Source organism: Parasphingorhabdus sp. (assembly GCF_048269915.1).
Taxonomy (GTDB): domain Bacteria; phylum Pseudomonadota; class Alphaproteobacteria; order Sphingomonadales; family Sphingomonadaceae; genus Parasphingorhabdus.
Window position 1 is genome coordinate 301,317 of sequence record NZ_JBLWTY010000002.1, and the last position, 25,230, is coordinate 326,546.

At 58.0% G+C, this 25,230-nt stretch carries 26 protein-coding genes and 1 pseudogene; 15 read left to right on the forward strand and 12 right to left on the reverse strand.

The window, feature by feature from the left end; all coding sequences use genetic code 11:
* Positions 1 to 25 precede the first annotated feature (25 nt).
* Entirely contained in the window at positions 26 to 316 is a 291-nt protein-coding gene (locus ACN0WX_RS06425; RefSeq protein ID WP_417621476.1) for a hypothetical protein, read from the forward strand.
* Between the two features lie 148 nt (positions 317 to 464).
* Positions 465 to 590: a hypothetical protein gene (locus ACN0WX_RS06430; protein ID WP_417621477.1), complete on the forward strand. Its 126-nt coding sequence runs from the start codon at positions 465 to 467 to the stop codon at positions 588 to 590.
* Here the strand turns inward: ACN0WX_RS06430 and rsmD are convergent.
* Together rsmD and ACN0WX_RS06440 are read right to left on the reverse strand one after the other, a co-directional pair.
* Entirely contained in the window at positions 587 to 1,129 is a 543-nt protein-coding gene (gene rsmD / locus ACN0WX_RS06435; RefSeq protein ID WP_417621478.1) for a 16S rRNA (guanine(966)-N(2))-methyltransferase RsmD, read from the reverse strand. The genes ACN0WX_RS06430 and rsmD overlap by 4 nt on opposite strands.
* 9 nt (positions 1,130 to 1,138) lie before the next feature.
* The gene (locus tag ACN0WX_RS06440) at positions 1,139 to 2,014 is read right to left on the reverse strand and encodes a pseudouridine synthase (protein ID WP_417621479.1); all 876 of its coding nucleotides are present in this window, start codon (positions 2,012 to 2,014) and stop codon (positions 1,139 to 1,141) included.
* A 186-nt stretch (positions 2,015 to 2,200) separates the two neighbouring features.
* Here ACN0WX_RS06440 and ACN0WX_RS06445 point away from each other — a divergent pair, with 186 nt between their 5' ends.
* Entirely contained in the window at positions 2,201 to 3,535 is a 1,335-nt protein-coding gene (locus ACN0WX_RS06445) for an AmpG family muropeptide MFS transporter (protein WP_417621480.1), read from the forward strand.
* Here ACN0WX_RS06445 and ACN0WX_RS06450 read toward each other — a convergent pair.
* From ACN0WX_RS06450 to purB, 8 genes are all read right to left on the reverse strand, one after another.
* Positions 3,532 to 4,854, reverse strand: a complete 1,323-nt coding sequence (locus tag ACN0WX_RS06450) for a bifunctional folylpolyglutamate synthase/dihydrofolate synthase (protein ID WP_417621481.1) — start codon at positions 4,852 to 4,854, stop codon at positions 3,532 to 3,534. The two genes, ACN0WX_RS06445 and ACN0WX_RS06450, sit on opposite strands and share 4 nt — an antisense overlap.
* Before the next feature lie 115 nt (positions 4,855 to 4,969).
* The gene (accD, locus tag ACN0WX_RS06455; RefSeq protein WP_417621482.1) at positions 4,970 to 5,824 is read right to left on the reverse strand and encodes an acetyl-CoA carboxylase, carboxyltransferase subunit beta; all 855 of its coding nucleotides are present in this window, start codon (positions 5,822 to 5,824) and stop codon (positions 4,970 to 4,972) included.
* Between the two features lie 99 nt (positions 5,825 to 5,923).
* Positions 5,924 to 6,721, reverse strand: coding sequence for a tryptophan synthase subunit alpha (gene trpA / locus ACN0WX_RS06460; protein ID WP_417621483.1), 798 nt, complete (start codon positions 6,719 to 6,721; stop codon positions 5,924 to 5,926).
* Between the two features lie 121 nt (positions 6,722 to 6,842).
* Positions 6,843 to 8,078, reverse strand: coding sequence for a tryptophan synthase subunit beta (trpB, locus tag ACN0WX_RS06465; protein WP_417621484.1), 1,236 nt, complete (start codon positions 8,076 to 8,078; stop codon positions 6,843 to 6,845).
* Between the two features lie 87 nt (positions 8,079 to 8,165).
* Positions 8,166 to 8,810, reverse strand: coding sequence for a phosphoribosylanthranilate isomerase (locus ACN0WX_RS06470; RefSeq protein ID WP_417621485.1), 645 nt, complete (start codon positions 8,808 to 8,810; stop codon positions 8,166 to 8,168).
* A gap of 134 nt (positions 8,811 to 8,944) precedes the next feature.
* Positions 8,945 to 9,619, reverse strand: a complete 675-nt coding sequence (gene pyrF, locus ACN0WX_RS06475) for an orotidine-5'-phosphate decarboxylase (RefSeq protein ID WP_417621486.1) — start codon at positions 9,617 to 9,619, stop codon at positions 8,945 to 8,947.
* Entirely contained in the window at positions 9,616 to 9,984 is a 369-nt protein-coding gene (locus tag ACN0WX_RS06480) for a LapA family protein (protein WP_417621487.1), read from the reverse strand. The genes pyrF and ACN0WX_RS06480 overlap by 4 nt, the downstream gene beginning before the upstream one ends.
* Positions 9,985 to 10,070: 86 nt before the next feature.
* A complete protein-coding gene (gene purB / locus ACN0WX_RS06485) occupies positions 10,071 to 11,372 on the reverse strand; it encodes an adenylosuccinate lyase (protein ID WP_417621488.1) in 1,302 nt (433 codons plus the stop codon).
* 113 nt (positions 11,373 to 11,485) lie between these two features.
* Here purB and ACN0WX_RS06490 point away from each other — a divergent pair, with 113 nt between their 5' ends.
* Entirely contained in the window at positions 11,486 to 12,586 is a 1,101-nt protein-coding gene (locus ACN0WX_RS06490) for a 6-phosphofructokinase (RefSeq protein ID WP_417621489.1), read from the forward strand.
* 40 nt (positions 12,587 to 12,626) lie between these two features.
* Here the strand turns inward: ACN0WX_RS06490 and radC are convergent, their stop codons facing one another.
* Positions 12,627 to 13,331 (reverse strand): RadC family protein, encoded by a 705-nt coding sequence (radC, locus tag ACN0WX_RS06495; RefSeq protein ID WP_417621490.1) that lies wholly within the window; start codon positions 13,329 to 13,331, stop codon positions 12,627 to 12,629.
* A 149-nt stretch (positions 13,332 to 13,480) separates the two neighbouring features.
* Here radC and ACN0WX_RS06500 point away from each other — a divergent pair, with 149 nt between their 5' ends.
* The 3 genes from ACN0WX_RS06500 to ACN0WX_RS06510 are packed head-to-tail and all read left to right on the forward strand — an operon-like array spanning position 13,481 to position 17,287.
* Positions 13,481 to 16,624 carry an intermembrane phospholipid transport protein YdbH family protein gene (locus ACN0WX_RS06500; protein ID WP_417621491.1) on the forward strand — a complete coding sequence of 1,048 codons (3,144 nt, stop codon included), beginning with the start codon at positions 13,481 to 13,483 and terminating at the stop codon, positions 16,622 to 16,624.
* A 25-nt stretch (positions 16,625 to 16,649) separates the two neighbouring features.
* Positions 16,650 to 16,892, forward strand: coding sequence for a YnbE family lipoprotein (locus tag ACN0WX_RS06505; protein WP_417621492.1), 243 nt, complete (start codon positions 16,650 to 16,652; stop codon positions 16,890 to 16,892).
* Positions 16,892 to 17,287 (forward strand): YdbL family protein, encoded by a 396-nt coding sequence (locus tag ACN0WX_RS06510; RefSeq protein WP_417621493.1) that lies wholly within the window; start codon positions 16,892 to 16,894, stop codon positions 17,285 to 17,287. The genes ACN0WX_RS06505 and ACN0WX_RS06510 overlap by 1 nt, the downstream gene beginning before the upstream one ends.
* Before the next feature lie 207 nt (positions 17,288 to 17,494).
* On the opposite strand, the gene ACN0WX_RS06515 is transcribed toward ACN0WX_RS06510, so the two are convergent.
* Complete coding sequence (locus tag ACN0WX_RS06515; RefSeq protein WP_417621494.1) at positions 17,495 to 18,463, reverse strand: cation diffusion facilitator family transporter; 969 nt, start codon at positions 18,461 to 18,463, stop codon at positions 17,495 to 17,497.
* 303 nt (positions 18,464 to 18,766) lie between these two features.
* Between ACN0WX_RS06515 and ACN0WX_RS06520 the strand changes: the two genes are divergently transcribed.
* From ACN0WX_RS06520 to leuB, 8 genes and pseudogenes are all read left to right on the forward strand, one after another.
* Positions 18,767 to 19,117 (forward strand): AtpZ/AtpI family protein, encoded by a 351-nt coding sequence (locus ACN0WX_RS06520; protein WP_417621495.1) that lies wholly within the window; start codon positions 18,767 to 18,769, stop codon positions 19,115 to 19,117.
* A gap of 45 nt (positions 19,118 to 19,162) precedes the next feature.
* The gene (locus ACN0WX_RS06525; protein ID WP_417621867.1) at positions 19,163 to 19,915 is read left to right on the forward strand and encodes a F0F1 ATP synthase subunit A; all 753 of its coding nucleotides are present in this window, start codon (positions 19,163 to 19,165) and stop codon (positions 19,913 to 19,915) included.
* Positions 19,916 to 19,955: 40 nt separating this feature from the next.
* Positions 19,956 to 20,174: pseudogene (locus ACN0WX_RS06530) on the forward strand (F0F1 ATP synthase subunit C); the annotation flags it as partial.
* Between the two features lie 173 nt (positions 20,175 to 20,347).
* Positions 20,348 to 20,833: an ATPase gene (locus ACN0WX_RS06535; RefSeq protein WP_417621496.1), complete on the forward strand. Its 486-nt coding sequence runs from the start codon at positions 20,348 to 20,350 to the stop codon at positions 20,831 to 20,833.
* A 23-nt stretch (positions 20,834 to 20,856) separates the two neighbouring features.
* A complete protein-coding gene (locus tag ACN0WX_RS06540; RefSeq protein ID WP_417621497.1) occupies positions 20,857 to 21,384 on the forward strand; it encodes a F0F1 ATP synthase subunit B in 528 nt (175 codons plus the stop codon).
* A gap of 77 nt (positions 21,385 to 21,461) precedes the next feature.
* Positions 21,462 to 23,399: an excinuclease ABC subunit UvrC gene (gene uvrC, locus ACN0WX_RS06545; protein ID WP_417621498.1), complete on the forward strand. Its 1,938-nt coding sequence runs from the start codon at positions 21,462 to 21,464 to the stop codon at positions 23,397 to 23,399.
* Positions 23,392 to 24,126 (forward strand): DNA repair protein RecO, encoded by a 735-nt coding sequence (recO, locus tag ACN0WX_RS06550; protein WP_417621499.1) that lies wholly within the window; start codon positions 23,392 to 23,394, stop codon positions 24,124 to 24,126. The genes uvrC and recO overlap by 8 nt, the downstream gene beginning before the upstream one ends.
* A 47-nt stretch (positions 24,127 to 24,173) precedes the next feature.
* Positions 24,174 to 25,226, forward strand: a complete 1,053-nt coding sequence (leuB, locus tag ACN0WX_RS06555) for a 3-isopropylmalate dehydrogenase (protein ID WP_417621500.1) — start codon at positions 24,174 to 24,176, stop codon at positions 25,224 to 25,226.
* Positions 25,227 to 25,230: the final 4 nt, after the last annotated feature.

Consider the following 25,230-nt stretch of genomic DNA (forward strand, 5'->3'; position numbering starts at 1 on the left):
AGTAATAACGGAAATGGAGAGCAACATGCGTAAACTAGCAATTTTCAGTGCTGTAGCAGCGGCATCAGTGGCTTTTTCCGGAGCCGCATATGCTGGCCAGAGCGAGATGTCGGATGGCGCAAAAATGAAGGCAATGCCAGCAAAAGTGAGCAAAGAGTCCAGTGGCCGGGCGCAGACCGTGATGCTCAACGGTAAAGAATATGCCGTGTGCAACGGAGATGTGACCGATAGCTGTGTCAATCCACGCGAGGCGGGTTTGAACTATGGCAATCGGGCGCTGGACCATTGGCCCGGGAAACCCGCCAGCGAGATGTAATCCCCGTTGTGATATTGTTTAAAAAGCGAGGCAGTTTAACCGATTGCCTCGCTTTTTATCGGTTGTCCGAAAGGACGGGTTGCAACTTATGTTGCAATGCACCATTTATTAATTAATGGACTTCACAATATCCCCCGCGGAGTAAATAATGAGCAAGAGACTGACCACAAGCGCAATTGTCGCCACCCTGTTGATGGTGGCGACCAGCATTTACAGCAGCGCGCAGCACAGCCATGCTGCAACAGCACCCACTGCGGTTCTGATGGGCGGCTAAATCGCTGCCGGGCGCAGGAGATGTATCCGCGCCTTGCCGCTGTCGCGCGCACAATCGAGATCGAAACCTTTCACAGCCACAGTTTCCTTGCGCGACGTTTCCACCGCGATCCAGCTTGAAGGTGCAAACCAGCCGTGCCGACCGAGCTTGTCAAGCGCCACCGCGCCGGCGCCGGTTTCATAAGGCGGGTCCATCAGAATCAGGTCATAGGGTTTGCGCGCTGCGCCGAGATGCAGGACGGAACCGATCCGGACATCGGCGTCGGCACCCAGTGACTCGATATTTTTCTCCAGCGCCTTGATCGCATCCGGGTCCTGCTCGACAAAGGTGCAATGCGCCGCGCCGCGCGACAGGGCTTCCAGGCCGAGCGCGCCGGAACCGGAGAACAGGTCGAGAATCTGCAAATCCTCAAAATCGCCCAGCCGACTGGTCAGCATCGAGAAAAGCCGTTCGCGCGTGCGATCAGCGGTCGGCCGGGTGGTCTCCCCTTTAGGCGCGACAATCTTCCGGCCCCGCCATTTGCCTGCAATGATACGCATCCTAGACCGTCATTTCAGCGTCTTGCGGAATTGCACCAGATCATGGCGGCGCACGGCCTCGATCTCGCCCTTGGCGAGATCACCGAGCACGAACGGACCGTAGCTGGTGCGGATCAGGCGGGAAACTTCAAGGCCGAAATGTTCCAGCACCTTGCGGACTTCGCGGTTCTTCCCTTCGGTCAGGGTCATTTCGATCCACTGGTTGCGGCCGGTGCGGCGTTCCAGATTGGCGGTGATCGGACCATAGCGGACGCCGTCGATGGTGATTCCGCGATAGAGTTCTTCCAGCTGCGCCTGGGTGATGTCGCCAAAGGTCCGCGCGCGATAGGTGCGCGGGATACCGTTTTTCGGCAATTCCATCTCGCGCTTGAACTCGCCGTCGGTGGTCATCAGCAGCAACCCCTCGGTATTCATGTCGAGCCGGCCGATCGGCATGATCCGCTCCATGTCCTTGGGCAACACGTCGTAGATCGTCTTCTTGCCGGAAAAGTCCCGCTCTGCGGTCAGGCAGCCGGTGGGCTTGTGGAAGCGGAAGAGCTTGGCAGGGGCCGGTTCGGCGACCGGTTTGCCATCGACGGTGATCCCGGTCAGGTTTTTCAGCAGCAGCGAGGGATGCTCAACCGGATTGCCGTTCAGTTCAATCCGCCCGGCCTCGATCATCCGTTCGATTTCGCGGCGCGATGCGACGCCGGCGCGAGCGAGCAGCTTGGCGATGCGCTGTCCTTCACGGGTGTCGCCCGCCTGCAATGCCGGTGCGGCGGCAGGCTTTGCTCCGGGGGTCGGTTTTGCGCGATATTTCTTGCGCGGTTTTTCTTCGGTCATGGTCGAGACGCATGGCCGAAAAAAGCGCTGGCTGCAATCTGTAACCTTTGGTCCGGTGGCCACGAAGCTCTATTATTACCCCTGAGGAGTTTGAAACGGGCAAGATTATCGCATGCGCCGTGATCGGCGGCTCGACCCTTGCCGAATCCATCGGTGCGCGGCTGCCGGATATTTGAGGTGCGTCAAAATCAAGCTGGCATTCAGATGAATAGGCGCTAAAGATTCCCGTAATTCAAGGGAGTATTTAGCGTGAGTGAGCAAGCAGCAAATTTGGGATGGCGCCGATTTCTCCCTGCCGGGGTTCGTCCGTATAGCGAAGCGGCTCCTTTGGCGGCGCTGTTTCTGGGTGTTTCCTCTGCGCTCCCGCTGACCATGATCGCAGCGACCCTAACGACGCGTCTGGCGCAGGCCGGCATCGAGAAATCGACCGTCACGGCCTTTGCGCTGACCTTTCTCGCCTATAATTTTAAATGGCTCTGGGCACCGGTGATTGACGTGGTGAAATTACCGCTGATCGGCCGGGTCGGACAGCGACTGTCCTGGCTTATCGTCACAGCGGCTCTGGCGATGGCCGCGATTGTCTATCTCGGTTCGCTGGACCCCGCCAAGGATATCGCCGCCGTTGCGGTTGCCGCGATCATGGTCGGGATTGCCGGGGCAACGTTCGACGTGGTGATCGACGCCTATCGTATCGAATTGCTTGAACCCGAGCAGCTGGGCGTCGGTTCCGGCATGTCGCAATATGGCTGGCGGATCGGCGCAGCTACGGCGGGTGCCGTGGCGCTGGTGGTGGCGGCGCGCACCAACTGGTCGGTTGCCTATTATGTCTGTTCGCTGTTCGCCCTGTTTGCCGTTATCGTCGGCCTGATCATGCGCGAGCCCAGCCGTCGGCAGGAACCGATGGCGCTCAAGGGCCCGATTGAAGCGGCGAAAGCCTATGTCAGTCCGCTGGTCGAGTTTTTCAAACGCTCCGGTGCGCTCATCGTTCTGCTATTCGTACTGGTGCACAAGATCGGCGATACTTTGGCCAACCTGACCTTCCGTTTGCTGTTCGAGGACCTTGGCTTCACCAATGACGAAATTGCCTTCTATGATGTCAGTCTCGGCTTTTTCGCCTTTCTGATCGGTATTTTCATTGGCGGTATCGTCTATTCGCGTCTCGGCATGAAAAAGGCGGTGATGCTGAGCCTGATCCTGATGGCGATCAGCAATCTGTCGTTCGCTGCGCTGGCTGCTGCAGGCCACAGCAACTGGGGTATGGCAGGGGCGATCGGCTTTGAAAATTTTGCCAGCGGTGTCGGCGGTGTCGCCGTCGTCGCCTATCTGTCGGCATTGTGCAATCTGCAGTTTACCGGAACGCAATTTGCGTTGCTGTCAGCCGCAGCCAGCATCCTGGGACGCTTCCTGACCGGGACCACTGCGGGCTCGCTGATCGAGGCAATGGGTTATGTGAATTTCTATCTGCTGACCACGCTGGCAGCATTCCCCGGCGTGATCATGTTCTGGCTGATGATCCGGTCGGGCCTGGTAGATCGTTCGCTAGGCACGGCGGGGTCAGTGCACACAGGCGAAACGCCGGATTAGTCTGGCACCTGCTCGTTTGCTCTCAGGACCTCGCCGGCCAGATAAAGGGAACCGGCGATCAGCACGGTTTTGCCCAATCCCGCGTCCAGAGACCGGAGCGCTGCAGCAATATCGTGCGCTTCTCGTACCGGGGCATCTGCGTCCGGATAGTCGCCAGCGCCGTGGCTTTCATGACCGGGCACCGGGATCACGGTCACGCTGGAGAGCTTTTCGTGCAGCGGCGTGATGATGGCGCCGGCATCCTTGTTCGACAGCATACCGATGACAAGATCGATCGAACCCGCTTCATGGTCGGCAAAATGCTTGGCGAGCGCGAGGCCGGCACTGACATTGTGGCCGCCGTCGACCCAGACTTCGGCGTCGCCCGGAAGCAAATGGGTCAGCGGTCCGGCAATCAGCAAGTGCATCCGGCCCGGCCATTGTGCCCAGCCCATTGCGGCCCGTAGTGCGCCATCGGAAATGGCGAGCGCATCCTGATGGCGCAGCATGGCGATGGCGAGCGCGGCATTGTCTGCCTGATGCGCACCGACGAGGGCGGGCAGGGGGAGATTGAGCTTTCCAGCCGCGTCGCGATAGTGCAGCTGGCCTTCGTAAATGGCGGCATCCCATTCTTCGCCGCGCGGAAAATGCTGCGCACCAATTTGTGCAGCATGATCAGCAATCACGTGCAAAATTTCTGCAGCATATTTTTGCGTCAGCAACGGGCTGTTCTTTTTCGCGATGCCGGCTTTTTCCCATGCGATGCGGACCATCGGATCGCCGGGCGTGCCGTCTTCGGGGCTTAGCAGAAAAGCTTCGTGGTCGATGCCGAGTGCGGCGATTCCGGTCGCGGCCGGGCTGGAGATGACATTGGTCGCATCCAGCCGGCCGCCGAGACCGACTTCCAAAATGCAGGCATCGGCCGGTGTCTCGGCGAAGGCAAGAAAGGCGGCGGCGGTTGTGGCCTCGAAGAAACTGGGATTGATATCCTCGCTGATATCGAGAACCCGGGCGAGCAGTTCGGCGAGATATTCATCCTCGATCAGCTTGCCCGCCAGCCGGATCCGCTCGTTGAACCGGACCAGATGCGGGCTGGTATAAACATGGGCCTTGAGCCCCTCCGCCTCGATGGCGGCGCGGAGGAAAGCGCAGGTCGAGCCCTTGCCGTTGGTGCCGGCGACGTGGAACACGGATGGCAGTTTCTGGTGCGGATTGTTCAGGCGATCCAGCACGGCGCTGATCCGCTCCAGCCCGAGGATATCGCGGCCGGGAGAGAGCATTTCCAGCCGGTCGAGCTGTTTCTGGACCGCCGGATGATCGGATCGGGCACCGTCGGCCATCTACTCCCCTCCCGCTCGCGGGAGGGGCCGGGGGTGGGCCAGATTATTTGAAATCGCGGTTTTGGTCATGGAGGATAATCCCACCCCTAACCCCTCCCGCAAGCGGGAGGGGGATTTAGGCCGCGTCTTTCCATGCCATCAGATAGCCCATGACCTGAGCCAGCTTTGCGCGCAGTTCCTTGCGGTGCACGACCATATCGATCATGCCGTGCTCGAGCAGATATTCCGCCGTCTGGAAGCCTTCGGGCAGCTTCTCGCGGATGGTATTCTCGATCACCCGCTGGCCGGCAAAGCCGATCATCGCGCCGGGTTCGGAAATATGCACGTCGCCGAGCATCGCATAGCTGGCGGTGACGCCGCCGGTGGTCGGATCGGTCAGCACGACGATGAACGGGATGCCCGCTTCGCGCAGCATCGAGATCGCCACCGTGGTCTTCGGCATCTGCATCAGCGACAAGATACCCTCCTGCATCCGTGCGCCGCCGGCGGCGGTGAAGATGATGTAAGGGCACTGGTCCTTCAGCGCGCGTTTGGCGCCGTCGACAAAGGCCTGACCCACGGCCAGCCCCATCGAGCCGCCCATGAAGGCAAAATCCTGTACGCCGACGACGCAAGGGATGTTCTCGATCGTGCCCTTGACGTTGATCAGCGCGTCCTGCTCGCCGGTCTTGGCGCGGGCATCTTTCAGCCGGTCGACATATTTCTTCTGGTCCTTGAATTTCAGCGGGTCTTCCTGGACCTTCGCCCAGGGGATCAGCTTCCAGCTGTCGTCATCCATGATCTGCGCGAAGCGGGTCATCGGCCCGATGCGGCCGTGATGCTCGCATTTCGGGCAGATATGCATATTTTCCTCATATTCCTTGAGGAATACCATCGCTTCGCATTTCTTGCACTTGTGCCAGAGATTGTCGGGCGTTTCGCGCTTGGTAATCGACGCGATCTTGTTGCGGACATTGCTTAGCCAGGACATGATTTACCCTTATCTTCTGTTCCGTTCGTCTCGAGCGTAGTCGAGAGACTTTTTATCCGCAGGCATCTCGACTTCGCTCGATGCGAACGGTTTTTAAATTCAATTCTTTCCGGCGGCCCTGATAGCATCGGAAAGCGACTTTACATAGTCCCTGACATGCGGCGCGGCGTCCTTGCCATATTCGCCGACAATCTCGACGATGGCAGAGCCGACGACCACGCCATCGGCGACGCGGGCGATCTCGGCGGCTTGTTCCGGCGTGCGCACACCAAAGCCGACGGCGACGGGCAGATCGGTGCCTGCTTTCAGCCGGGCGACGGCTTCCTCGATGCTGGCCTGGGCCGCCTGTTGCTGGCCGGTGATGCCGGCGACCGAGACATAATAGAGAAAGCCGCTGGCGTTGTTCAATATGGTGGGCAGCCGCTCTGCATCGGTGGTCGGCGTGGCAAGGCGGATGACGGCAATATTCTTGGCGCGCAGGGCGTCGCCGAGGCTTTCATCCTCCTCGACCGGGATATCGACGCAGATCACGGCATCGACACCGGCGTCAACACAAGCATCGGCGAACCACTCGGAGCCTCTGATCGTCATCGGATTGGCATAGCCCATCAGCACCAGCGGCGTATCCGGATGGCGCTGGCGAAATTCCTTTGCCATGTTGAAGATGTCGGCGGTCCTGGTGCCAGCGGCCAGACTGCGGATATCGGCTTCCTGGATCGACGGACCATCGGCCATCGGATCGGTGAACGGCATGCCGAGTTCGATGATATCCGCGCCGCCTGCGACAAGCGCGTCAAGAATGGCACCGGTATCGGCAGGGGTCGGATCGCCAGCGGTTACGAAGGTGACGAGCGCGGCGCGGTCGGCGGGGAAGGATGAAGAGAGGCGATCAGTCATTGAATGAAACCCATATGTTCGTCACCCTGAACTTGTTTCAGGGTCCATTTCTGGTCTTGAGGCAGGCTCTGCGATGGCATGATGGATGCTGAAACAAGTTCAGCATGACGAGTGCAAAAACTCATATCTCCGTCCCCAGCGCCTCGGCGACGGTGAAAATATCCTTGTCGCCGCGACCGCACAGGTTCGCGAGGATGATCTTGTCCTGATCCATCTTCACCGCTTCCCGCACCACCGCAGCAATCGCATGGCTCGGTTCGAGCGCGGGAATAATGCCTTCAGTGCGGCAGAGCAATTGGAACGCATCGAGGGCTTCGGTGTCGGTGGCGCTGTCATAGTCGACGCGACCGGATTCTTTCAGCCAGCTATGCTCCGGACCAATGCCGGGATAGTCGAGGCCGGCGCTGATCGAATGGGCTTCGGTGATCTGGCCATCCTCGTCCTGCAGCAGATAGGTCTTGTTGCCGTGGAGGATTCCGGGGCCGCCGCCGGCTAGGCTCGCCGCATGTTCCTTGTCCAGACCATGGCCAGCCGCTTCGATGCCGAGCATCTTGACGTCCGGATCATCGAGAAACGGGTGGAACAGGCCGATGGCATTACTGCCGCCGCCAATGGCCGCGACCAGCATATCGGGCAGGCGACCGGTACGCTCCAGCATCTGGGCGCGGGCTTCCTTGCCGATCACGCTTTGAAAATCGCGGACCAGCTCGGGATAGGGATGGGGACCGGCGGCGGTGCCGATGATGTAGAATGTGTCGTGCACATTGGCGACCCAGTCGCGCAGCGCCTCGTTCATCGCGTCTTTCAGCGTCGCCGCGCCGCTGGTCACCGGCACAACTTCCGCACCGAGCAATTTCATCCGGAACAGATTGGGCTTCTGCCGTGCGACATCGGTCGCGCCCATGAAAATCGTGCAGGGCAGGCCGAAGCGCGCACATACGGTCGCTGTCGCCACCCCATGTTGGCCGGCGCCGGTTTCCGCGATAATCCGCGTTTTGCCCATGCGCATCGCGAGCAATATCTGCCCGACGCAATTGTTGATCTTGTGCGCGCCGGTGTGGTTCAGCTCGTCGCGCTTGAACCAGATTTGCGCGCCTTTGCCCTCGGGCGCATCCTTGCGGACTTCCTCGGTCAGGCTTTCGGCAAAATAAAGCGGCGAGGGGCGACCGACATAATTTTGCAGCAGGTCGTTGAATTCTTCCTCGAACGCCGGGTCGGCCTGCGCCGCGCGATAATGTTTTTCCAGATCGAGGATCAGCGGCATCAAAGTTTCGGCGACATAGCGTCCGCCAAATTCGCCGAAATGGCCGCGGTCATCCGGCATGTTGCGGAAGCTGTTGGGAGGTGTGTCGTTCATGAGTTCGAGATTTCCGTTCGCATCGAGCGAAGTCGAGATGCATCTGTGATCGGCCTGTGTCTCGACTGCGCTCGACACGAACGGATGCTATCCGGCTTCGTCATAGTCCCGCACCGCTTGGCAAAAGGCGGCGATCTTGTCCACATCTTTGACACCCGGAGCGGATTCGACGCCGGAGGACACGTCGACCAGCGGGGCGCGGGTGGCGTTCAGCGCGTCGATGACATTGTCCGGATCGAGACCGCCGGCGAGGCCCCAGTCGATCTGATGATCATGACCGGCGAGCAGGGTCCAGTCAAAGGAGGTGCCAGTCCCGCCGGGCAAAGCCTTGGCCGGGGCGTCAAACAGCAAGCGGTCGGCAGCGCCGATATAGCGGCTGGATTTGGCCAGTGTCGGTTTGTCTTTCACGCCCAGCGCCTTCCAGATTTCCAGGCCCGTATTGTCCGCCACCAGTTTCAACCAGTCGGGCGTCTCGCTACCGTGAAACTGGACGACATCCGGTTTGACGTCGCCGATCGCCTTGCCGGTCAGTTTCGGATCGGCATTGACGAGCAGCATCACCGTCTTGATCCGGTCACCTGCATGGTCGCGCAGCTCCGCCGCGCGTGCCAGGGATACATGGCGCGGGCTTTTTGCGAAATGGACAAGGCCGAAATAGTCGGCGCCTGCTGCGATGGCTGCGTCAATGGACGCTTCGGCGGACAGGCCGCAGATTTTTATTTTGGTTTTCATGCTGCGGTCATTAGCGAAGCCGGAACCATTCGTCATGCCGAACTTGTTTCAGGATCACTCCAGATTGTGCATCGACCCGGGAGGTCCTGAAATACATTCAGGATGACGATGCTGCCTTCAACGATGGCGTTTCTTCAAAGCGTCGCCTCGATCGCCCGCGCTGCCGCATTAGGATCCTCCGCGCCCGTAATCGGCCGTCCAATCACCAGCACGCTCGCGCCATTGTCGCGCGCCTGCCGCGGGGTCACGGCGCGTTTCTGATCTCCCATGCTACCGCCCTTGGGGCGCAGGCCGGGGACGACGAAAAAGCCGTCTTTCCAGATCTTGTGTGCCGCTTTGACTTCATTTCCTGAACAGACGATGCCGTCCAGCCCGGCCTCGCGGGCCAGTCCTGCCAGTCGCTCGACCTGGTCATGAGGTGAGCCGCTATAGCCGATCCTGCCCATATCGCTCTCGTCAAGCGAGGTCAGCAGGGTAACGCCGACAACTTTCGTATGTTCGTTCGCTGCCGCCTTGGCATCTTCCATCATCGCGCGACCGCCGGAGGCGTGGATGGTAACGATGGCTGGTTCCAGCACATTGATCGCCTGCATCGCCTTTGCCACGGTATTGGGAATGTCGTGCAGCTTGAGATCGAGAAAGATTGGCAGGCCGAGCTTCTGGATTTCATGGACCCCGTGATGACCATGGGCGCAAAAAAATTCCAGTCCGAGTTTCACACCGCCGACATGACCGCTTACCGCCTGTGCAATTGCCATCGCCCGGTCGAGGTCTGGCGTGTCGAGTGCTATGAAAATGGGGTTGCTCATGTGCCGGGTGCCTTCTGCTTATCGATCGATGATACTGCGGGGGCGGGTTCCGTCGCGGGAGTCGGGGACGCGGCAGGGGCCGGTGAAGGGGATGATGCCCGGCTGGCCACCGGCGTCGGCGCAGGGGATGTTCTTGCAGCATTTTCGAGAGTTTTGATCCGCCGCGATGTCCGCCATTTGGACCCTCTCAAAAGCAGCCAGGTAGGAACGAAACCGATCAGAAAGGCGCCGACGACAAAGGTTGAAACCCGGGCCTCGACAATGGCCGCGCCGAGATCCAGCGAGGCCCGCGCCTCGTTGGTCCACCAGAAGATGAACGTTGCGACCAGCAGAAGGACCCAAAAGAGGATTTTTATAAATTGCATGGCTCACCTTTTTTCCGTGTTGGCGACTATCCTAGTCCGAAACAGGACGGGTGACCAGATGCTAAGATATGCTCTCGAAAAAGACCCTATTCTCCGAAAACCCGGGCGAAAATCGTGTCGACATGCTTGAAATGATAATCGAGGTTGAACCGTTCCTCGAGCTCCGCCTCGGACAGTTTCGCGGTGACGTCCGGATCCGCCTTGAGCAGGTCGAGCAGGGCGATTTCGCCGTCCGATTCCCAGACTTTCATGGCGTTGCGCTGGACGATACGATAGCTGTCCTCGCGGCTGATGCCGGCCTGGGTCAGTGCCAGCAAGACCCGCTGCGAATGGACAAGGCCGCCCATCCGGTCGAGGTTTTTCTGCATCCGTTCGGGGTAGATGAGCAGCTTTTCAATGACACCGGTCAGCCGTCCCAGGGCGAAATCCAGCGTGATTGTCGCGTCGGGGCCGATCATCCGCTCGACCGAGCTGTGCGAAATATCGCGCTCGTGCCAGAGGGCGACATTTTCCATCGCCGGCAGCGCATAGCTGCGCACCATGCGGGCGAGACCGGTCAGATTTTCGGTCAGGATCGGGTTACGCTTGTGCGGCATCGCGCTTGAGCCCTTCTGGCCGGGCGAGAAATATTCTTCTGCCTCGAGTACCTCGGTGCGCTGCAAATGGCGGACTTCGACGGCAAGCCGCTCGACCGAGGAGGCGATGACCCCGAGCGTTGCGAAATATTGCGCATGGCGGTCGCGCGGGATGACCTGGGTCGAGACCGGCTCGACTTCAAGGCCCAGCTTCTCCGCGACATGTTCTTCAACCTTCGGGTCGATATTGGCGAAAGTGCCGACCGCGCCGGAAATGGCGCAGGTGGCGATTTCCTTGCGCGCAGCGACCAGCCGTTCGCGGTTGCGTTCAAACTCGGCATAGGCCTGCGCGAGTTTCAGGCCGAAGGTCACCGGTTCGCCGTGGATGCCGTGGCTGCGGCCGATGGTCGGGGTGAACTTGTGCTCGTAGGCGCGCTTCTTGATCGCCGCGAGCAGCGCGTCGATATCGGCCAGCAAAATATCCGAAGCACGGGCCAGCTGCACCGCCAGACAGGTGTCGAGGACATCGCTCGAGGTCATGCCCTGATGCATGAAGCGGGCTTCCTCGCCGACATTTTCCGCGACATTGGTCAGGAAGGCAATCACGTCATGCTTCACTTCGCGCTCAATCTCGTCGATCCGTGCGACGTCGAACTTGCCCTTGGCCCAGATCGCTTCCGCTGCTTCCTTGGGCACGACGCCGAGTTCGGCCAGTGCATCAGTGGCGTGCGCCTCGATCTCGAACCAGATCTGGAATTTCGATTCAGGCTCCCAGAGGGCAACCATTTCGGGGCGGGAATAACGTGGGATCATGATTGGTCCTTGGACAAAGTTTATGATTGCGGCAATGATGTGCCTTGAATTGCGGTCCCGCTAGCACCTACGAAATGAGTCGGCAATGCAGCGGCGGAAACAGGGAGAATAAAATGCGTTTGGCAGTACTGACCGGCGGCGGCGATGTGCCCGGCCTTAACCCCTGTATCCAGTCGATTGCGACATCAGCATGGCAGCGCGGCTGGGATGTTGTTGGTCTGCGCCGTGGCTGGGAAGGTGTGCTGGAGATTGACCCTGCCGATCCCTGGGCGTCAGGAAATAGCGTGATGATGCTCGATCAGGACCGGGTGCGCGGTATCGACCGGCAGGGTGGTACGATCCTGCACAGCTCGCGCCGCGACCCGCGCGTGACAGACAAGGGTGACCAGACGCAAAAGGTGCTCGATATACTCGACGCGCTCGCCGTGGATGTGCTGATCACCATGGGTGGTGACGGCACACTGCGCTTCTCGGCCCATTTGTCCAGCCTCGGTCGCAATGTCATTTCCATTCCCAAGACGATGGACAATGATGTTCACGGCACGGACTATTGCATCGGCTTTTCGACTGCGGTCACCCGCTCGGTGCAGGCGATCAACTCGCTCCGGACAACGGCGGCGAGCCATGAGCGGATCGCGGTGATCGAGCTGTTCGGCCGCCGCTCCGGCGAAACCGCGCTGCTATCCGGTTTTCTCTCTCAGGCTGACCGGACAGTGATTGCGGAGGTCCCCGCCGATATGGACATTCTGCTGCCGCTGTTGCTCAAGGACAAGCAGGCCAATCCCGAATCCTATGCAGTATGCCTGGTATCCGAGGGGGCCCGGCTTTCCGGTTCGACGGACTATGCCGATGAAATCAACAAGTCGAACACCAGCCGCGATGGCCTCAATATCGGTACGCAGCTGGCGCGGGAAATAGAGGCACGCAGCGACGAGCGTACCATTGTTCAGGAACTTGCCTATCTGATGCGGGCGGGCGAGCCGGATGCGATGGATAGGATGGTCGGTTTTGCCTTCGGTGCGCTGGCGGTGCAGCTGATCGAGCAGGACCGGATGGCCAATATGGTCTGCCTCACCGATGGCAATTATGGTGTCGTACCGATTGGAACGCTGCTTGAGGATACCAAGGGCGTGAATGTGTCTGGCCTCTATGATGCCAATCAATATCGCGCCAATCTGGTACAGGTGGAAGGCATGCCGATGTTCCTCTATTGAGAGGCAGCTTGGCCAGATATCCGTCGGCTAGACGGCAAGACTAGATCAACCCCCTTGACCGGAATGACGTGTGGCCGTTCTTGCCGATGATGATGTGATCATGCACGGCGATGTCTAGCGTTCTTCCTGCGTCGCAGATATTTTTGGTAATCGCTATATCCTGACGGCTGGGGCTGCTGTCGCCACTTGGATGATTGTGGACCAGAATGATCGCCGTCGACCCCAAGACCAGTGCGCGCCGGATGACTTCGCGTGTATAGATTGCCGCCTGATCAACCGACCCTTCGCTGACCAGTTCATCGCGGATCAGCCGGTTCTTGCTATCGAGATGCAAAACCCGCACCCGCTCATGGACGAGATGCGCCATGTCGGCGCGTAAATAATCTAGCAGAGCTTGCCAGCTGCTCAGGATGGGTTGTTGCCGCACCGGCTCCGAGATGAGCCGCAGCGCTGCAATCTGGACGACCTTTAGTGCAGCCACGCTGGTTTCACCGAGACCGGGGAAGTTTCTAAGCCTGTCGCTATCGCCGGTTAAAAGAGTGGAAAAGTTCCCAAATTCTTCGATCAACTGCTTTGCGAGGGGCTTTGTATCGCGGCGCGGTATAGCCAGTGCCAGCAGATATTCGACCAATTCGTGATCGTGCAACCCATCGGGCTGTCCGGTCAAAATGCGATGACGCAGACGTGCGCGATGGCCGCCGCGGTAATGGGGTGAGTCCAATTGAGTTTCATGCCCTATGACCATGGAGTTCTTATAATCAGAACAAAGCAAGAACTAGGTCGATAACCGAAAATCAGTCCGGAAATGTCCAGTCTCGATTCCGGACGCTTAAACTGGCCACTAGCAACACTTGTACATTGCAACTTAACACAGACTTCTGCATTTCAATCGCAATGGATGAAGAAATCGCCAATGACCCTATCGGTCGCCGCTCCCGGTTTCGACTGTTCGGCGGGATATTGCTTGTTCTGATTCTGCTTGGCCTGATTGCCCTCTGGGTCAGCCGGACAACTCTCGCCGACAATGTCATCCAGTCGGAGCTCGATAGCATGGGCGTTACCGCAAGCTATGAAATCGAGGATATCGGTCTACGCAAACAAGTGATCCGTAACCTGGTCATCGGGAATCCGGAAAATCCGGACCTGACCGCTACGCTGGTCGAAGTCGGCAACTCCCTGTCCCTTGGAGGGCTTGGTATAAACTGGGTGAAGGCAAGCGGCGTCAAGCTGTTCGGCAGGTTGGACAATGGCAGGCTCACGTTCGGCGAGCTCGACAAATTCACCGATCCCGATGATGACAGCCCGCTGGCGCTGCCCGATATTTGGCTAGGGCTTTCAGACGCGAAGCTCCGTATCGACAGCGAATATGGTGCAATAGGTCTCGCGCTTAACGGTGCAGGAGAGTTGCAGGGCGGTTTTCAGGGCGAGGTCGCCGCTATCAGCCATAATCTCACAGTGGCCGGCTGTGCGGTGAAGAGACCCAGTTTTTTCGGCGAAATCGCGATGCGTGGCAAAAAACCGCATCTTGAAGGCCCGCTCCGTTTGCCGGATATTTCATGCGCCAGCCAGGACCTGAATGCTGAAGATTTTGCCGCGCAGCTTGTGGCTGATGTGGGAGACGACTTGGCCAGTTGGTCCGGCAATATCGGCTTGATCGGCGGCCCGCTCCGTTATGCCGATTATGCCAGTCAGGAAATCAAGGCGTCAATCGATCTGACGGGTGATTTCAATCAGACCGGCGGCGATATCGATCTGACCGCAAGCGGCTTGCGATCGCCTTATGGTCGCGCGGATATTTCACAGATCAGAGGTCCGTTCACGCTGGGCTATGGTGGTGAGCAGATGACAGCCAGTTTCACTGGGCAACCAGAAATTCGCGGCGTTCGTGTGGCGCAGAATCTTTTGCGGCAGGCCGACAGCCTGTCTGATGCAGCTGCAGGAACACCTGCCGGGCCCATCGCTGCCAAGCTGGCGAAAGCCATTCAACTGGCAGGAAATCAACTCAATCTGTCGAGTGATGTGAAATTTGCGCTCAACTCCGGAAGGACAACGCTTGCATTCGACACACTTGCCGTTCGCTCGCGATCCGGTGCCCGTCTGACCCTGAGCGATCCACTGCTATTCGCCTTTACCGACAAGAATATCACGATACTCGCCGAAGGTCCTGTCCGGCTTGCAGGCGGTGGCTTCCCGAGCGCCAATCTGGTGCTCAGTGACGGTAGCCTGTCGCGCGGCTTTTCCGGCCGGCTGGAAATGGCGAGCTATCAGGCTGGGTCGGCACAGCTGAAAATACCGACGCTGGCTTTCTCTCCTACCCGTCGGGGCGGAACGAATATTGACGGACGGATCATCCTGACCGGGCCGCTTGGCGACGGCCAGATTACCGGACTGCAAGTGCCGGTGAGTGGCAATGTCGAGCGGAATGGAGATTTTACGTTGTTCCGCGCTTGTATCAACCTGCAATTTGCCAGCCTGCGAACGGCTTCGTTAAACGCTGGACCGACCAGTGCGCGGCTATGTCCGCAAGGCAATGCGATCGTCAACGGCAGCCGGTCAGGCATAAATGTCGCGGCCAAGACACCTTCGCTCAATTTCAAGGGTGACCTGGGCGGTACGCCATTATCGATTACCAGCGGTGCGCTTGGGTTTTCGTTGAGAGACGGGCTGAAGGCGCGGGATGTCGGAATCCGCTTGGGCGCACCGGACAATATGACAAGTCTGGACATGGCGGTGTTGAACGCGGCTTTTGGCCAGTCTTTGACCGGACGTATCGAAGGCGCCTCGGGACAGGTGGCCAATGTCCCGCTGCTGATGGAGAAAATCGACGGCGAGTGGCGCTATGAAAAGGGCGAATTTCTGGCCGATGCCAGCTTGCGAGTCCGTGACGAGCAACCAGTGGAACGCTTCCGTCCTTTGATCAGCAACGACGTCAAATTGCGCTTTGACGGTCGTGTCCTTTCTGCAACCGGCTGGCTGCGCGAGCCGGAAACCCTGACCGCCGTCGCGGCAATTGATATTGTCCATGATTTGAACGAGAGCGAGGGCAGGGCGCTGATCGACGTCGAGTCGCTAAGCTTCAATAACCGGCTGCAACCCGAACAGCTGACTCCGCTGACGCTGGGCGTCATCGCCAATGTGCAGGGAGAAATATCGGGCACCGGACGGATTCACTGGGATGATTCCGAAGACGGTATCCAAAGTACCGGTACTTTTCGTACCCACGGCATGAACCTGGCAGCCGCCTTCGGCCCGGTAACCGGCCTGTCGGGCGAGATTAAATTCTCCGATCTGCTCGCACTGGAAACCGGTCCCGGCCAGATCGTGAAACTGGCCGAGGTCAATCCGGGCGTGGCCGTGTTCACCGGACAAATCCGTTATCGCCTGCTGCCGGACTATAAAATGCAGGTCGAAGGAGGAGAATGGCCGTTTGCTGGTGGCAAGCTTTACCTCGAACCGACGATTCTTGATCTCAGCGAGGAAGCGGAGCGGCGTCTGCAATTCACCGTGGAAGGGGTGGATGCCGCCCAGTTTTTGACCCAGTTTGATTTCGAAAATTTGACCGCGACAGGGGTGTTTGACGGCAAATTGCCGATGGTTTTTGATCAGGATGGCGGCCGTATTGTTGGCGGTTATCTGGTGGCGCGGGAAGGGGGCGGCTCGCTCGCCTATGTCGGCGAGCTTACCTACGAAGATATGGGGACGATGGCCAATTTTGCCTTCAACGCGCTTAAATCGATCAAATATAGGAATCTCACCATCGGCATGGATGGCGACATTGCGGGCGAAATCATTACCGAAGTAAAATTTGCGGGGTTGCAACAGGGTGATGGTGCGAGCCGCAATTTTATCACCAGGCAACTCGCGCGCATTCCGCTTGAATTCAATGTCCGGATCCAGGCGCCCTTCATGCAGTTAATGAGCAGTGCCAAATCCTATTATGAGCCCGAAATATTGGTTGGGCAGAACCTGCCAGCGCTATTGCGGGCGCAGGAGGCGCGGGCAAAGGCGGCGGTGAAGGTTCTTGAAGATGATGAATAGTCCATTCAGCCGGGGGAAAGCGACGATGCTTTATCAGACAAGTCAATTGACGGATCGATCATATGGTGCGATTCGCCCTGTTATGAGGAGTTTAACCACCGCTGGTCTTGTTTTTGGGGCATTGATCGGGCTTTCGGCCTGTGTGCAGGTAACTGCGCCGGACAAGCCGATTGTCATCAACCTCAATATCAACATTAAGCAGGAAGTCGTGCATCGCCTCGACGGCGATGCAAAGGATTTAATCAACGAGGAAGCGGATATTTTCTAATGTTTGAATATACAAAGAAAAACAAGGCTTTAGCTATCATTGGCGGACTGGTTTTGACGGCGGTTGTTGCTGTGCCTGTCATGGCGCAACGCGATCCAGCCTATGAAGCGGCGCGGTCATCCGGGGCTATTGGCGAGAAGCCGGATGGTTATCTCGGCTATGTCACTTCGCCATCACCCGCGATCAAGGCTCTGGTCGAGGATATCAATATCAAGCGCAAGGCGGCCTATACTCGCAAGGCGCAGGAAACCAATTCGACGGTCGAGCAATTTGCTTTCACTTCGGGCTGCAACCTGATCATGCGGACCGTCCCCGGCGAGAAATACCAGACGCCAGCCGGAACCTGGAACACACGGGATAGCTCCGATCCAGTGCGGGATTCTCGCTGCCCCTGAGCCGGTTCAAGATTAATGAGGACAAAAAGGCGCGCCGGCCATGCTGACGCGCCTTTTTTATCGGGATGTCGCCCGGTTGCGCCATCGTTCACGGCCATTGCCACCCAGTATGCAGCCGGATAACAATCCATAATCCCGTTCGGGATCATGGGATTTTAGGACGGCCAATCCCGTCAGGCGATGCTTCCGCTCTCGATTGATCCCGTGTCATTTGCCATCGGGCGGTCGCTGTGAACTCATTTCGCCGGCGGCAATGGCCGTCGCATGATGCTGCCGCCAGCTTTGTGCTTCGATGAAAATCCGTTTCACTTGCGGGAAGGCTGCTTTGATCCGCTTTTCAAAATCGGTGATCGCCTGTTCCACCTTGTCGGCGGTCAGGTGATCATCAAAGTCGACACTGGCGGCGAGCAATATGTCTTCCGGCCCCATATGCATGGTCAATATTTCGTTCAGTCCGGTGATGCGGCTGTCACCGGACACCACGGCACGGATGCCGGCAACCACTTCGGGGGACGCGCCTTCCCCGATCAGCAGGCCCTTGCTCTCAAAAGCCAGCAACAATGCAACGAACGCCAGTACGATACCGATGCCGATCGAGGCAATGCCATCGAGTATCGGCAGGTCAAAATATTGGGCCGAGAAAATCCCGGCAAAGGCGATGATCAGGCCCAGCATTGCCGCGCTGTCCTCGAATAATATTGTGAAAACAGTCGGATCTTTGGAGTTGCGGATAGCTGCAAACCATGACTGGTTGCCCTTTGTCCGCTGAAACTCGCGAAAGGCCACCCACCAGGCCGCCCCTTCGAAAACCATCGCCAAAGCCAGAACAGCATAGGTCCATTCCGGTGATTCCACCGGATGGGGGTGATAGAGGCTTTGCACGCCTTCGTAGATCGAAATGCCGGAGCCTACCGCAAAAATCAGAATGGCGACCACGAAGGTCCAGAAATATAATTCCATCCCATAGCCAAAAGGATGTTTTTTGTCTGGTGGTCGAACCGCGCGCTTCAGGCCGAACAGGAGCAACAACTGGTTGCCGCTGTCGACCACCGAATGCACGCCTTCGCTGAACATTGCGGAACTGCCGGTGAAGGAAGCTGCTATAAATTTGGAAATGGCGATCAGGCTGTTACCTGCCAATGCCGCGTATATTACCGTTTTTGATCCTGAAGCCATAAACAACGCAACCCTCTTGCACGCAACACAGCTCTTCACGACAATCCTCCGCACGTCAAGAAATCGGGTCGGGTTTGCAGTGGCGGGACGGACCGGACCTATGTTCGTGCATCCCGGCCGTTTCGGCGCAAATGGGGAGAGCATAGCCTGTGAAAATGCTCTCCTAATCCCACAAAATTCTGCATCGCTGCATCGCTGTTGACTTGCTCGCCATGCTTTCCTAAACGGACCGCGCCTTGGCGGGTCGGCCTGCTGGTGTTTGTGGCTCTTTCTGGCACTCTTCGGGGGGTTTAAGGGACTATAATGGCAGCAAGCGAATCTGATCGGGATCCCCTCGAAGAGGATGTGCGGGTTTCGTCGCTGGAAGAGCGACTGGAAGCGGCACAGAATAGAGAGCGGGTCAAAGCGGGGCACCGGAGCAAAGGGCCAGACGAAAGTCAGCGGCTCGGTGCAAGGGTGCTAAGTTATCTGATCGGAGGCGTGGCTGCCGGTTTTCTTCTTGGGTGGCTGTTTGACACCTGGCTGGAAACGACGCCTTTGTTCCTGTTGCTATTCTTCTTCCTTGGGGCGGGAGTAGCGTTCAGGAAAATTTATATGATTTCGAGCCAGCCGGTGGATGATATCGGCACGGCGTTACCAGATGATGACGATTGACGATCAGGGGTTTAATTAGTGGCTACCGAAGGCAAGATTGATCCTATGCACCAATTCGAAGTGCAGCCCATTTTTGATGGCTTCACTTTATTCGGTCAGCAGATCAGCTTCACTAACAGCGCGCTTTGGATGTTTGTCGTCTTGGTGCTGCTCTATATATTCATGATGGGCGGAATGAAGCGCGAGCTGGTTCCTGGTCGCTGGCAGGTGATGGTTGAGGGTGTTGTCGGTTTTATCGACAATATTATCGCCAACAGCATCGGCCCCAATGGTAAGAAATATACGCCCTGGGTCTTTACCCTGTTCATGTTCATCCTGTTTTCCAACCTGCTTGGCATGATGCCCTTCGGGATCATACCCGGCATCCACCCGTTCACGGTCACCAGCCAGTTCACCGTTACCGGTCTGTTGGCAGCGATCAGCTTCTCGATCGTGCTGATCGTTGGTTTCTGGAAGCACGGCTTTAAATTTTTCAGCCTGTTCATTCCACATGGTACGCCGGTTTGGATGATGCCGCTGATTTTCTCGGTCGAATTGCTGTCTTTCCTTGTTCGTCCGTTCAGTCTCGCCTTGCGGCTGTTCGTCGCGATGATCGCCGGCCACATCCTGATCAAGGTGTTCGCAAGTTTTGTTGTTCAGGCCATTGACGCAGGGGGTGCCAGTTGGGGTATCGCGCTGCTCAGCATTCTCTTCATCGCCTTTGTCAGTGCGTTGGAGCTTCTGGTCTGTGCTATCCAGGCCTATGTTTTCGCTCTTCTCACGTCGCTGTATATTAGCGATGCGGAAAATCTTCACTAAGTCACTTTCAATCCTAGTTTTATAATACGGAGTTAACAAAATGGATCTCGCTTCTGCACAAGTAATCGGCGCTGGTATCGCTGCAATCGGTATCGGTGTTGCTGCATCCGGTGTTGGTAATGTTTTCGCATCCTTCCTCGAAGGCGCTCTGCGCAACCCATCTGCGGCCGACGGCCAGCAGGGACGTCTGTTCATCGGCTTCGCTGCTGCTGAATTGCTCGGCCTGATCGCTTTCGCTGTTGCGATGATGATCCTCTACGCACCACCAGCGGCGACGCCGGTTGAAGTCATTGCTGCGGAAACAGCAGCCACTGATGCGCCTGTAGCTGAAGAAGCTCCGGCCGCTGCACCAGCTGAATAATTTTGATGGCGGGTCGGCAGGTCCGACCCGCGTCAAATTGCCTATTTGCGTTTCGAAACATCGGGTGAATAATGCCTCAAATTAGTCAGCTTATGGAAGTCTACGGCAGCCAGTTTTTCTGGTTGCTGATCGTTATTGGTATCATCTATTTTGGCATTGCCAAAAATATGGTGCCAAAGATCAGCAAGACTGTTGATGACCGTCAAAAGCGGATTTCCGATGACCTTGCCGCGGCGCAGGCCGGGCAGGACAAGGCTGAGCAGATTGAAGCCGATTATCGCGCGAGCATCAATGATGCACGCGCCGATGCAGTTGGCAAGGTAAGCGACGCCAAAGCCAAGGTCGCCAAAAAGAATGAGGCCGCCATCAAGCGTGCGGATACCGCCATCGCGAAGAAAGCTAATGAAGCTGATGTTGCGCTGAAGGCGGCTCAAAGCAAAGCACTGTTGGAAATTGAAGCCGTTGCCGTTGATGCCGCTCAGGCTATTGTGAAAACGGTTTCCGGTGCCAAGGTTACGGCAACGGAAGCAAAGAAAGCGGTCAAGGCCGCTTTCTGAGCGCCTGCTGAAGGAGATAGACTATGCTATTGACGATTTTGGCAGAGGGCGCAGGGGCTGGCGGTCCATTGAGCGACGCGACTTTCTGGGTTGCGGTCGGCGTTCTGGTCGTATTCGCGATCATGTTGTGGATGAAAGTCCCCAAAATTGTCGGCGGCATGCTGGATAACAAGATTGCCGAAATCAAGAAGACGCTCGATGAAGCCGCGGACTTGCGCAAGGAAGCCGAAGCGCTGAAAGCCGAATATGAGGCTAAAACCGCAGGCGCGCAGGCTGAAGTTGAAGCGCTGATGGATAGCGCGGAAAAGGAAGCTGCGATCCTGGTCAAGGAAGCCGAGGCAGAAACCAAGGCGCTGGTCGCTCGTCGCAAGAAGATGGCGGAAGAAAAAATCAGCGCCGCGGAACGCGCTGCGATTGCCGCCGTTCACGCCAAGGCCGCAACGGCTGCTACCAAAGCGGCAGAAGCCTTGATCGCTGCACGCCATGATGCCGCTGCAGACAAGGGCCTGATCGACAAGGCAATTGGCGATATAGGTAAAACGCTGAATTAATTTTATCCTCTCCCGATATGGGAGGGGATATCATCTTGTGGCTGGCAAACTCTTGCTCGCCCTCCTAGATATGCCTGATGTCCAAGGCCGACCGTCCCGATCAACCCAATGCTGCGTCCCGCTTCAATGAGGACAAGGCCACCTACGCTGTGCGTGGGGAGGGGGATACGCCCGATCTCGAGGCCGGAATGGCGGCGATCCGTGAAGTATTGAACACGCTGCCCACAAGGCCGGGCGTGTATCGCATGCAGGACAAGCGCGGCGATGTGCTCTATGTCGGCAAGGCTCGTTCGCTGAAGGCCCGCGTCGGTGCCTATGTTCAGATGAACCGCCTGCCGCAGCGATTGATGCGGATGGTCGCGCAAACCCGCTCGATGACCATCGTCACCACCGGCAGCGAAGCCGAGGCGTTGCTGCTCGAAGCGCAATTGATCAAGAAATTCCGGCCCGCCTATAATGTGCTATTGCGGGACGACAAGAGCTTCCCCTTCATTCTGTTGCGCGAGGATCATGATTTTCCGCGAATTACCAAACATCGCGGCGCGCAGCGCACAAAGGGGCAATATTTTGGACCCTTTGCCAGCGCCGGATCGGTTAATCGGACGATCAACGCGTTGCAAAAACTGTTTCTGTTGCGGTCGTGCACGGACAGTTTCTTCAACAACCGTTCGCGGCCTTGCTTGCTCTATCAAATCAAGCGTTGTTCCGGGCCTTGCGTAGACCGGATCAGCAAGGAGGACTATGCCGAGCTGGTCGAGGATGCGCGGGATTTTCTGTCGGGTAAATCCACTGCTGTGCAGAACAAGCTGGGCGAAGCAATGGAGAAGGCCTCCGATGCCCTCGATTTCGAAATGGCGGCGGTCTATCGCGACCGGCTGAAGGCGCTGACCTTCATTCAGGGCAATCAGGCGATCAACGCACAGGGCTTGCCCGATTCCGACATATTTGCGCTGGCGAGCGAGGGCTCTACGGTCTGTATCCAGGCCTTTTTCATTCGGGGTGGCCAGAATTGGGGGCACCGCAGCTTTTTTCCTGCGCACACAAGCAATGTCGAGATTGACGAGATTTTTTCCAGTTTCCTGATGCAATTTTACGACCGGATGCCGCCGCCCAAATTGGTGTTGCTGGACCGCGAACTCCCTGATGCGGAATTGCTGGCCGAGGCGTTGAGCACCAAGGCCGACTATAAGGTAAGCGTATCGAAACCGCAGCGCGGGGACCGCCGGAAATTGTTGGGACAGGCAAGTCGCAACGCCAAGGACGCGCTCGACCGGCGTCTGGCGGAAACTTCGACCCAAGCGAAGATCATGCGGGAAATGGTCGAATTGCTGGAGCTGGATGCGGTGCCGGATCGCATCGAAATCTATGATAACAGCCATATTCAGGGTACGAATATGGTCGGCGGCATGGTTGTGGCTGGCCCCGAGGGATTTCGCAAAAATGCCTATCGCAAATTCAACATCAAAAATCCTGATATCGCGCCCGGCGACGATTTCGCGATGATGCGGGAAGTGCTCGAACGGCGTTTCTCCCGTGCGCAAAAGGAGGATCCGGATCGCGACAAGGGGGAGTGGCCCGATCTGGTGCTGATTGACGGCGGCAAGGGTCAGATGAGCGCGGCGCGCGAAGCGCTCGCCGAAATCGGGGTCGAGGATGTCGTTATGATCGGTGTATCCAAGGGGCCGGACCGTAATGCAGGGCGGGAAACATTTCATCTGCCCGACGGCCGTGCGATTAATCTGCCGGCCAACAGTCCGGTGCTTTTCTATCTTCAGCGGTTGCGCGACGAGGCGCACCGCTTCGCCATTGGGGCGCATCGGACAAGGCGAGCCAAGGCAGTTGGCCATAGTTCGCTGGATGATGTGCCGGGTGTCGGTCCCGCACGGAAAAAGGCGCTGCTGCTGCATTTCGGGACTGCCCGCGCCGTCAAAAACGCATCGCTCGACGATCTGCAGCGTGCGCCGGGCGTGTCGGCGACGGTGGCGCAGAAGATCTACGATTTTTTCCATGCCTAGCTTGCGCACATCGGCGATCATCTGTTCGGTCAAATCCCACGGCGAACATGGTGCGGTGGTGCGGTCGCTGACTCCCGGTAATGGCCTTGTGACCGGATATGTCCGTGGTGCGCGGTCGCGGATGATGCGGCCGGTTCTGATCCCCTCCAACATTGTTCAGGCCGATTATCGGGCACGGACCGAGGATCAGCTGGCATCAATGACGGTGGAACTGCAGCAGAGCAGAGGTCCTTTTCTGGGTGAGCCGCTGGCCAGCGCAGCGCTCGACTGGGTGACGGCGCTGACGGCCGCCACCTTGCCGGAAGAACACAGCTATCCGCAAATCCATTCGGCTCTTTCCGCCTTGCTCGACGCGATTTGCGGGGCGCCCTCCGCCAGGGGGTGGGCCGTTGCGCTGGTGCGCTATGAACTGCTGCTGCTCTCTGAACTGGGCTTTGGCCTGGCATTGGACAAATGCGCCGCAACCGGCCTGGAGGACGATCTGATTTACATCAGCCCGAAAAGCGCAACCGCTGTCAGTGCCTTTGCCGGACAGGAATATAAGGAACGTCTTTTGCCGCTGCCGGCATTCTTCACGCAGCCGGTGATGCCCGAATGGGGTGATATATTTGACGGCCTGCGCGTTACCGGTTTTTTCCTGAAACGCCATTTTTTCGAGGAGCGCCGCAAGGACGTTCTGGCGGCCCGGTCGATATTGATCGATCGCCTGAAAAGGGTGGTTGCCTAAACGCTTGATAATCGGCAGGAACGGCGCGCGTTCAGGAAGGAAAATTCATGCATATTGCGGTGCTCGCCGGAGACGGCATTGGTCAGGAAATCATGATCGAGGCGCTGCGCGTTCTCGATGCCCTCGGGTTGTCCGATATGCAATTGACCCACGCCGCTGTCGGCGGTGTTGCCTATCACAAACATGGTCATCCGCTGCCGCCGGAAACGCTGGCGGTCGTCGAATCGGCCGATGCGGTTTTGTTCGGTGCGGTGGGCGACCCATCGTGCGACAATCTCGACCGCCACCTACGTCCCGAACAGGCGGTGCTGGGTCTGCGCAAAGAAATGCAGACTTTCGCCAACCTTCGGCCTGCCAAGATGTTTCCGGGTATGGAAGACGCGTCCGGTCTCAAGCCGGAAATCGCTCGGACCATCGACATTGTCATCGTCCGCGAACTGAACGGTGATGTCTATTTTGGCGAAAAGGGCATGCGCACAACCGCAGACGGTTTGCGCGAGGGCTATGATGTGATGTCCTATGACGAGAGCGAAGTCCGGCGTATCGGGCATGTCGCCTATAAGACCGCCATGGGACGCGGCAAGCGCCTGTGTTCGGTCGACAAGGCCAACGTGCTGGAGACATCGCAATTGTGGCGCGACGTGATGATCGAATTGTCGGCTGAATATCCCGACGTGGAACTCAGCCATATGTACGTCGACAATGCGGCGATGCAACTGGTGCGTAATCCCGGCCAGTTTGATGTGGTCGTCACCGGCAACCTGTTCGGCGACATCCTTTCCGATCAGGCGAGCATGTGCGTCGGCTCGATCGGTCTGCTGGCATCGGCGTCGCTGGGTGAAGGAACCAAGGGCCTCTACGAACCCATTCATGGCAGCGCGCCGGATATTGCGGGGCAGGGCATTGCCAATCCTTCCGCGATGATCCTATCTGCAGCTATGATGTTGCGGCACAGTTTCGGGATGGAGGCAGAAGCAGCCAGAATCGAATCGGCGGTAGCGGCTGTGCTCGAACAGGGCGTCCTCGGCCATGATCTTGGCGGACATGCTTCCACTGCGCAAATCGGCGACGCTATTGTCGCGCAACTGACAGGCGGCTAGGATA

Bases quoted from the DNA above. Each gene is read 5' to 3' on its own strand.
- accD (WP_417621482.1), bottom strand. From the start codon at position 5,824: ATGTCCTGGCTAAGCAATGTCCGCAACAAGATCGCGTCGATTACCAAG.
- ACN0WX_RS06505 (WP_417621492.1), top strand. From the start codon at position 16,650: ATGCTTTATCAGACAAGTCAATTGACGGATCGATCATATGGTGCGATT.
- rsmD (WP_417621478.1), bottom strand. From the start codon at position 1,129: ATGCGTATCATTGCAGGCAAATGGCGGGGCCGGAAGATTGTCGCGCCT.
- leuB (WP_417621500.1), top strand. From the start codon at position 24,174: ATGCATATTGCGGTGCTCGCCGGAGACGGCATTGGTCAGGAAATCATG.
- ACN0WX_RS06520 (WP_417621495.1), top strand. From the start codon at position 18,767: ATGGCAGCAAGCGAATCTGATCGGGATCCCCTCGAAGAGGATGTGCGG.
- trpB (WP_417621484.1), bottom strand. From the start codon at position 8,078: ATGAACGACACACCTCCCAACAGCTTCCGCAACATGCCGGATGACCGC.
- ACN0WX_RS06450 (WP_417621481.1), bottom strand. From the start codon at position 4,854: ATGGCCGACGGTGCCCGATCCGATCATCCGGCGGTCCAGAAACAGCTC.
- purB (WP_417621488.1), bottom strand. From the start codon at position 11,372: ATGATCCCACGTTATTCCCGCCCCGAAATGGTTGCCCTCTGGGAGCCT.
- trpA (WP_417621483.1), bottom strand. From the start codon at position 6,721: ATGACTGATCGCCTCTCTTCATCCTTCCCCGCCGACCGCGCCGCGCTC.
- ACN0WX_RS06535 (WP_417621496.1), top strand. From the start codon at position 20,348: ATGCCTCAAATTAGTCAGCTTATGGAAGTCTACGGCAGCCAGTTTTTC.
- pyrF (WP_417621486.1), bottom strand. From the start codon at position 9,619: ATGAGCAACCCCATTTTCATAGCACTCGACACGCCAGACCTCGACCGG.
- ACN0WX_RS06525 (WP_417621867.1), top strand. From the start codon at position 19,163: ATGCACCAATTCGAAGTGCAGCCCATTTTTGATGGCTTCACTTTATTC.
- uvrC (WP_417621498.1), top strand. From the start codon at position 21,462: ATGTCCAAGGCCGACCGTCCCGATCAACCCAATGCTGCGTCCCGCTTC.
- radC (WP_417621490.1), bottom strand. From the start codon at position 13,331: ATGGTCATAGGGCATGAAACTCAATTGGACTCACCCCATTACCGCGGC.
- ACN0WX_RS06540 (WP_417621497.1), top strand. From the start codon at position 20,857: ATGCTATTGACGATTTTGGCAGAGGGCGCAGGGGCTGGCGGTCCATTG.
- ACN0WX_RS06470 (WP_417621485.1), bottom strand. From the start codon at position 8,810: ATGAAAACCAAAATAAAAATCTGCGGCCTGTCCGCCGAAGCGTCCATT.
- ACN0WX_RS06425 (WP_417621476.1), top strand. From the start codon at position 26: ATGCGTAAACTAGCAATTTTCAGTGCTGTAGCAGCGGCATCAGTGGCT.
- recO (WP_417621499.1), top strand. From the start codon at position 23,392: ATGCCTAGCTTGCGCACATCGGCGATCATCTGTTCGGTCAAATCCCAC.
- ACN0WX_RS06510 (WP_417621493.1), top strand. From the start codon at position 16,892: ATGTTTGAATATACAAAGAAAAACAAGGCTTTAGCTATCATTGGCGGA.
- ACN0WX_RS06480 (WP_417621487.1), bottom strand. From the start codon at position 9,984: ATGCAATTTATAAAAATCCTCTTTTGGGTCCTTCTGCTGGTCGCAACG.
- ACN0WX_RS06430 (WP_417621477.1), top strand. From the start codon at position 465: ATGAGCAAGAGACTGACCACAAGCGCAATTGTCGCCACCCTGTTGATG.
- ACN0WX_RS06515 (WP_417621494.1), bottom strand. From the start codon at position 18,463: ATGGCTTCAGGATCAAAAACGGTAATATACGCGGCATTGGCAGGTAAC.
- ACN0WX_RS06490 (WP_417621489.1), top strand. From the start codon at position 11,486: ATGCGTTTGGCAGTACTGACCGGCGGCGGCGATGTGCCCGGCCTTAAC.
- ACN0WX_RS06500 (WP_417621491.1), top strand. From the start codon at position 13,481: ATGGATGAAGAAATCGCCAATGACCCTATCGGTCGCCGCTCCCGGTTT.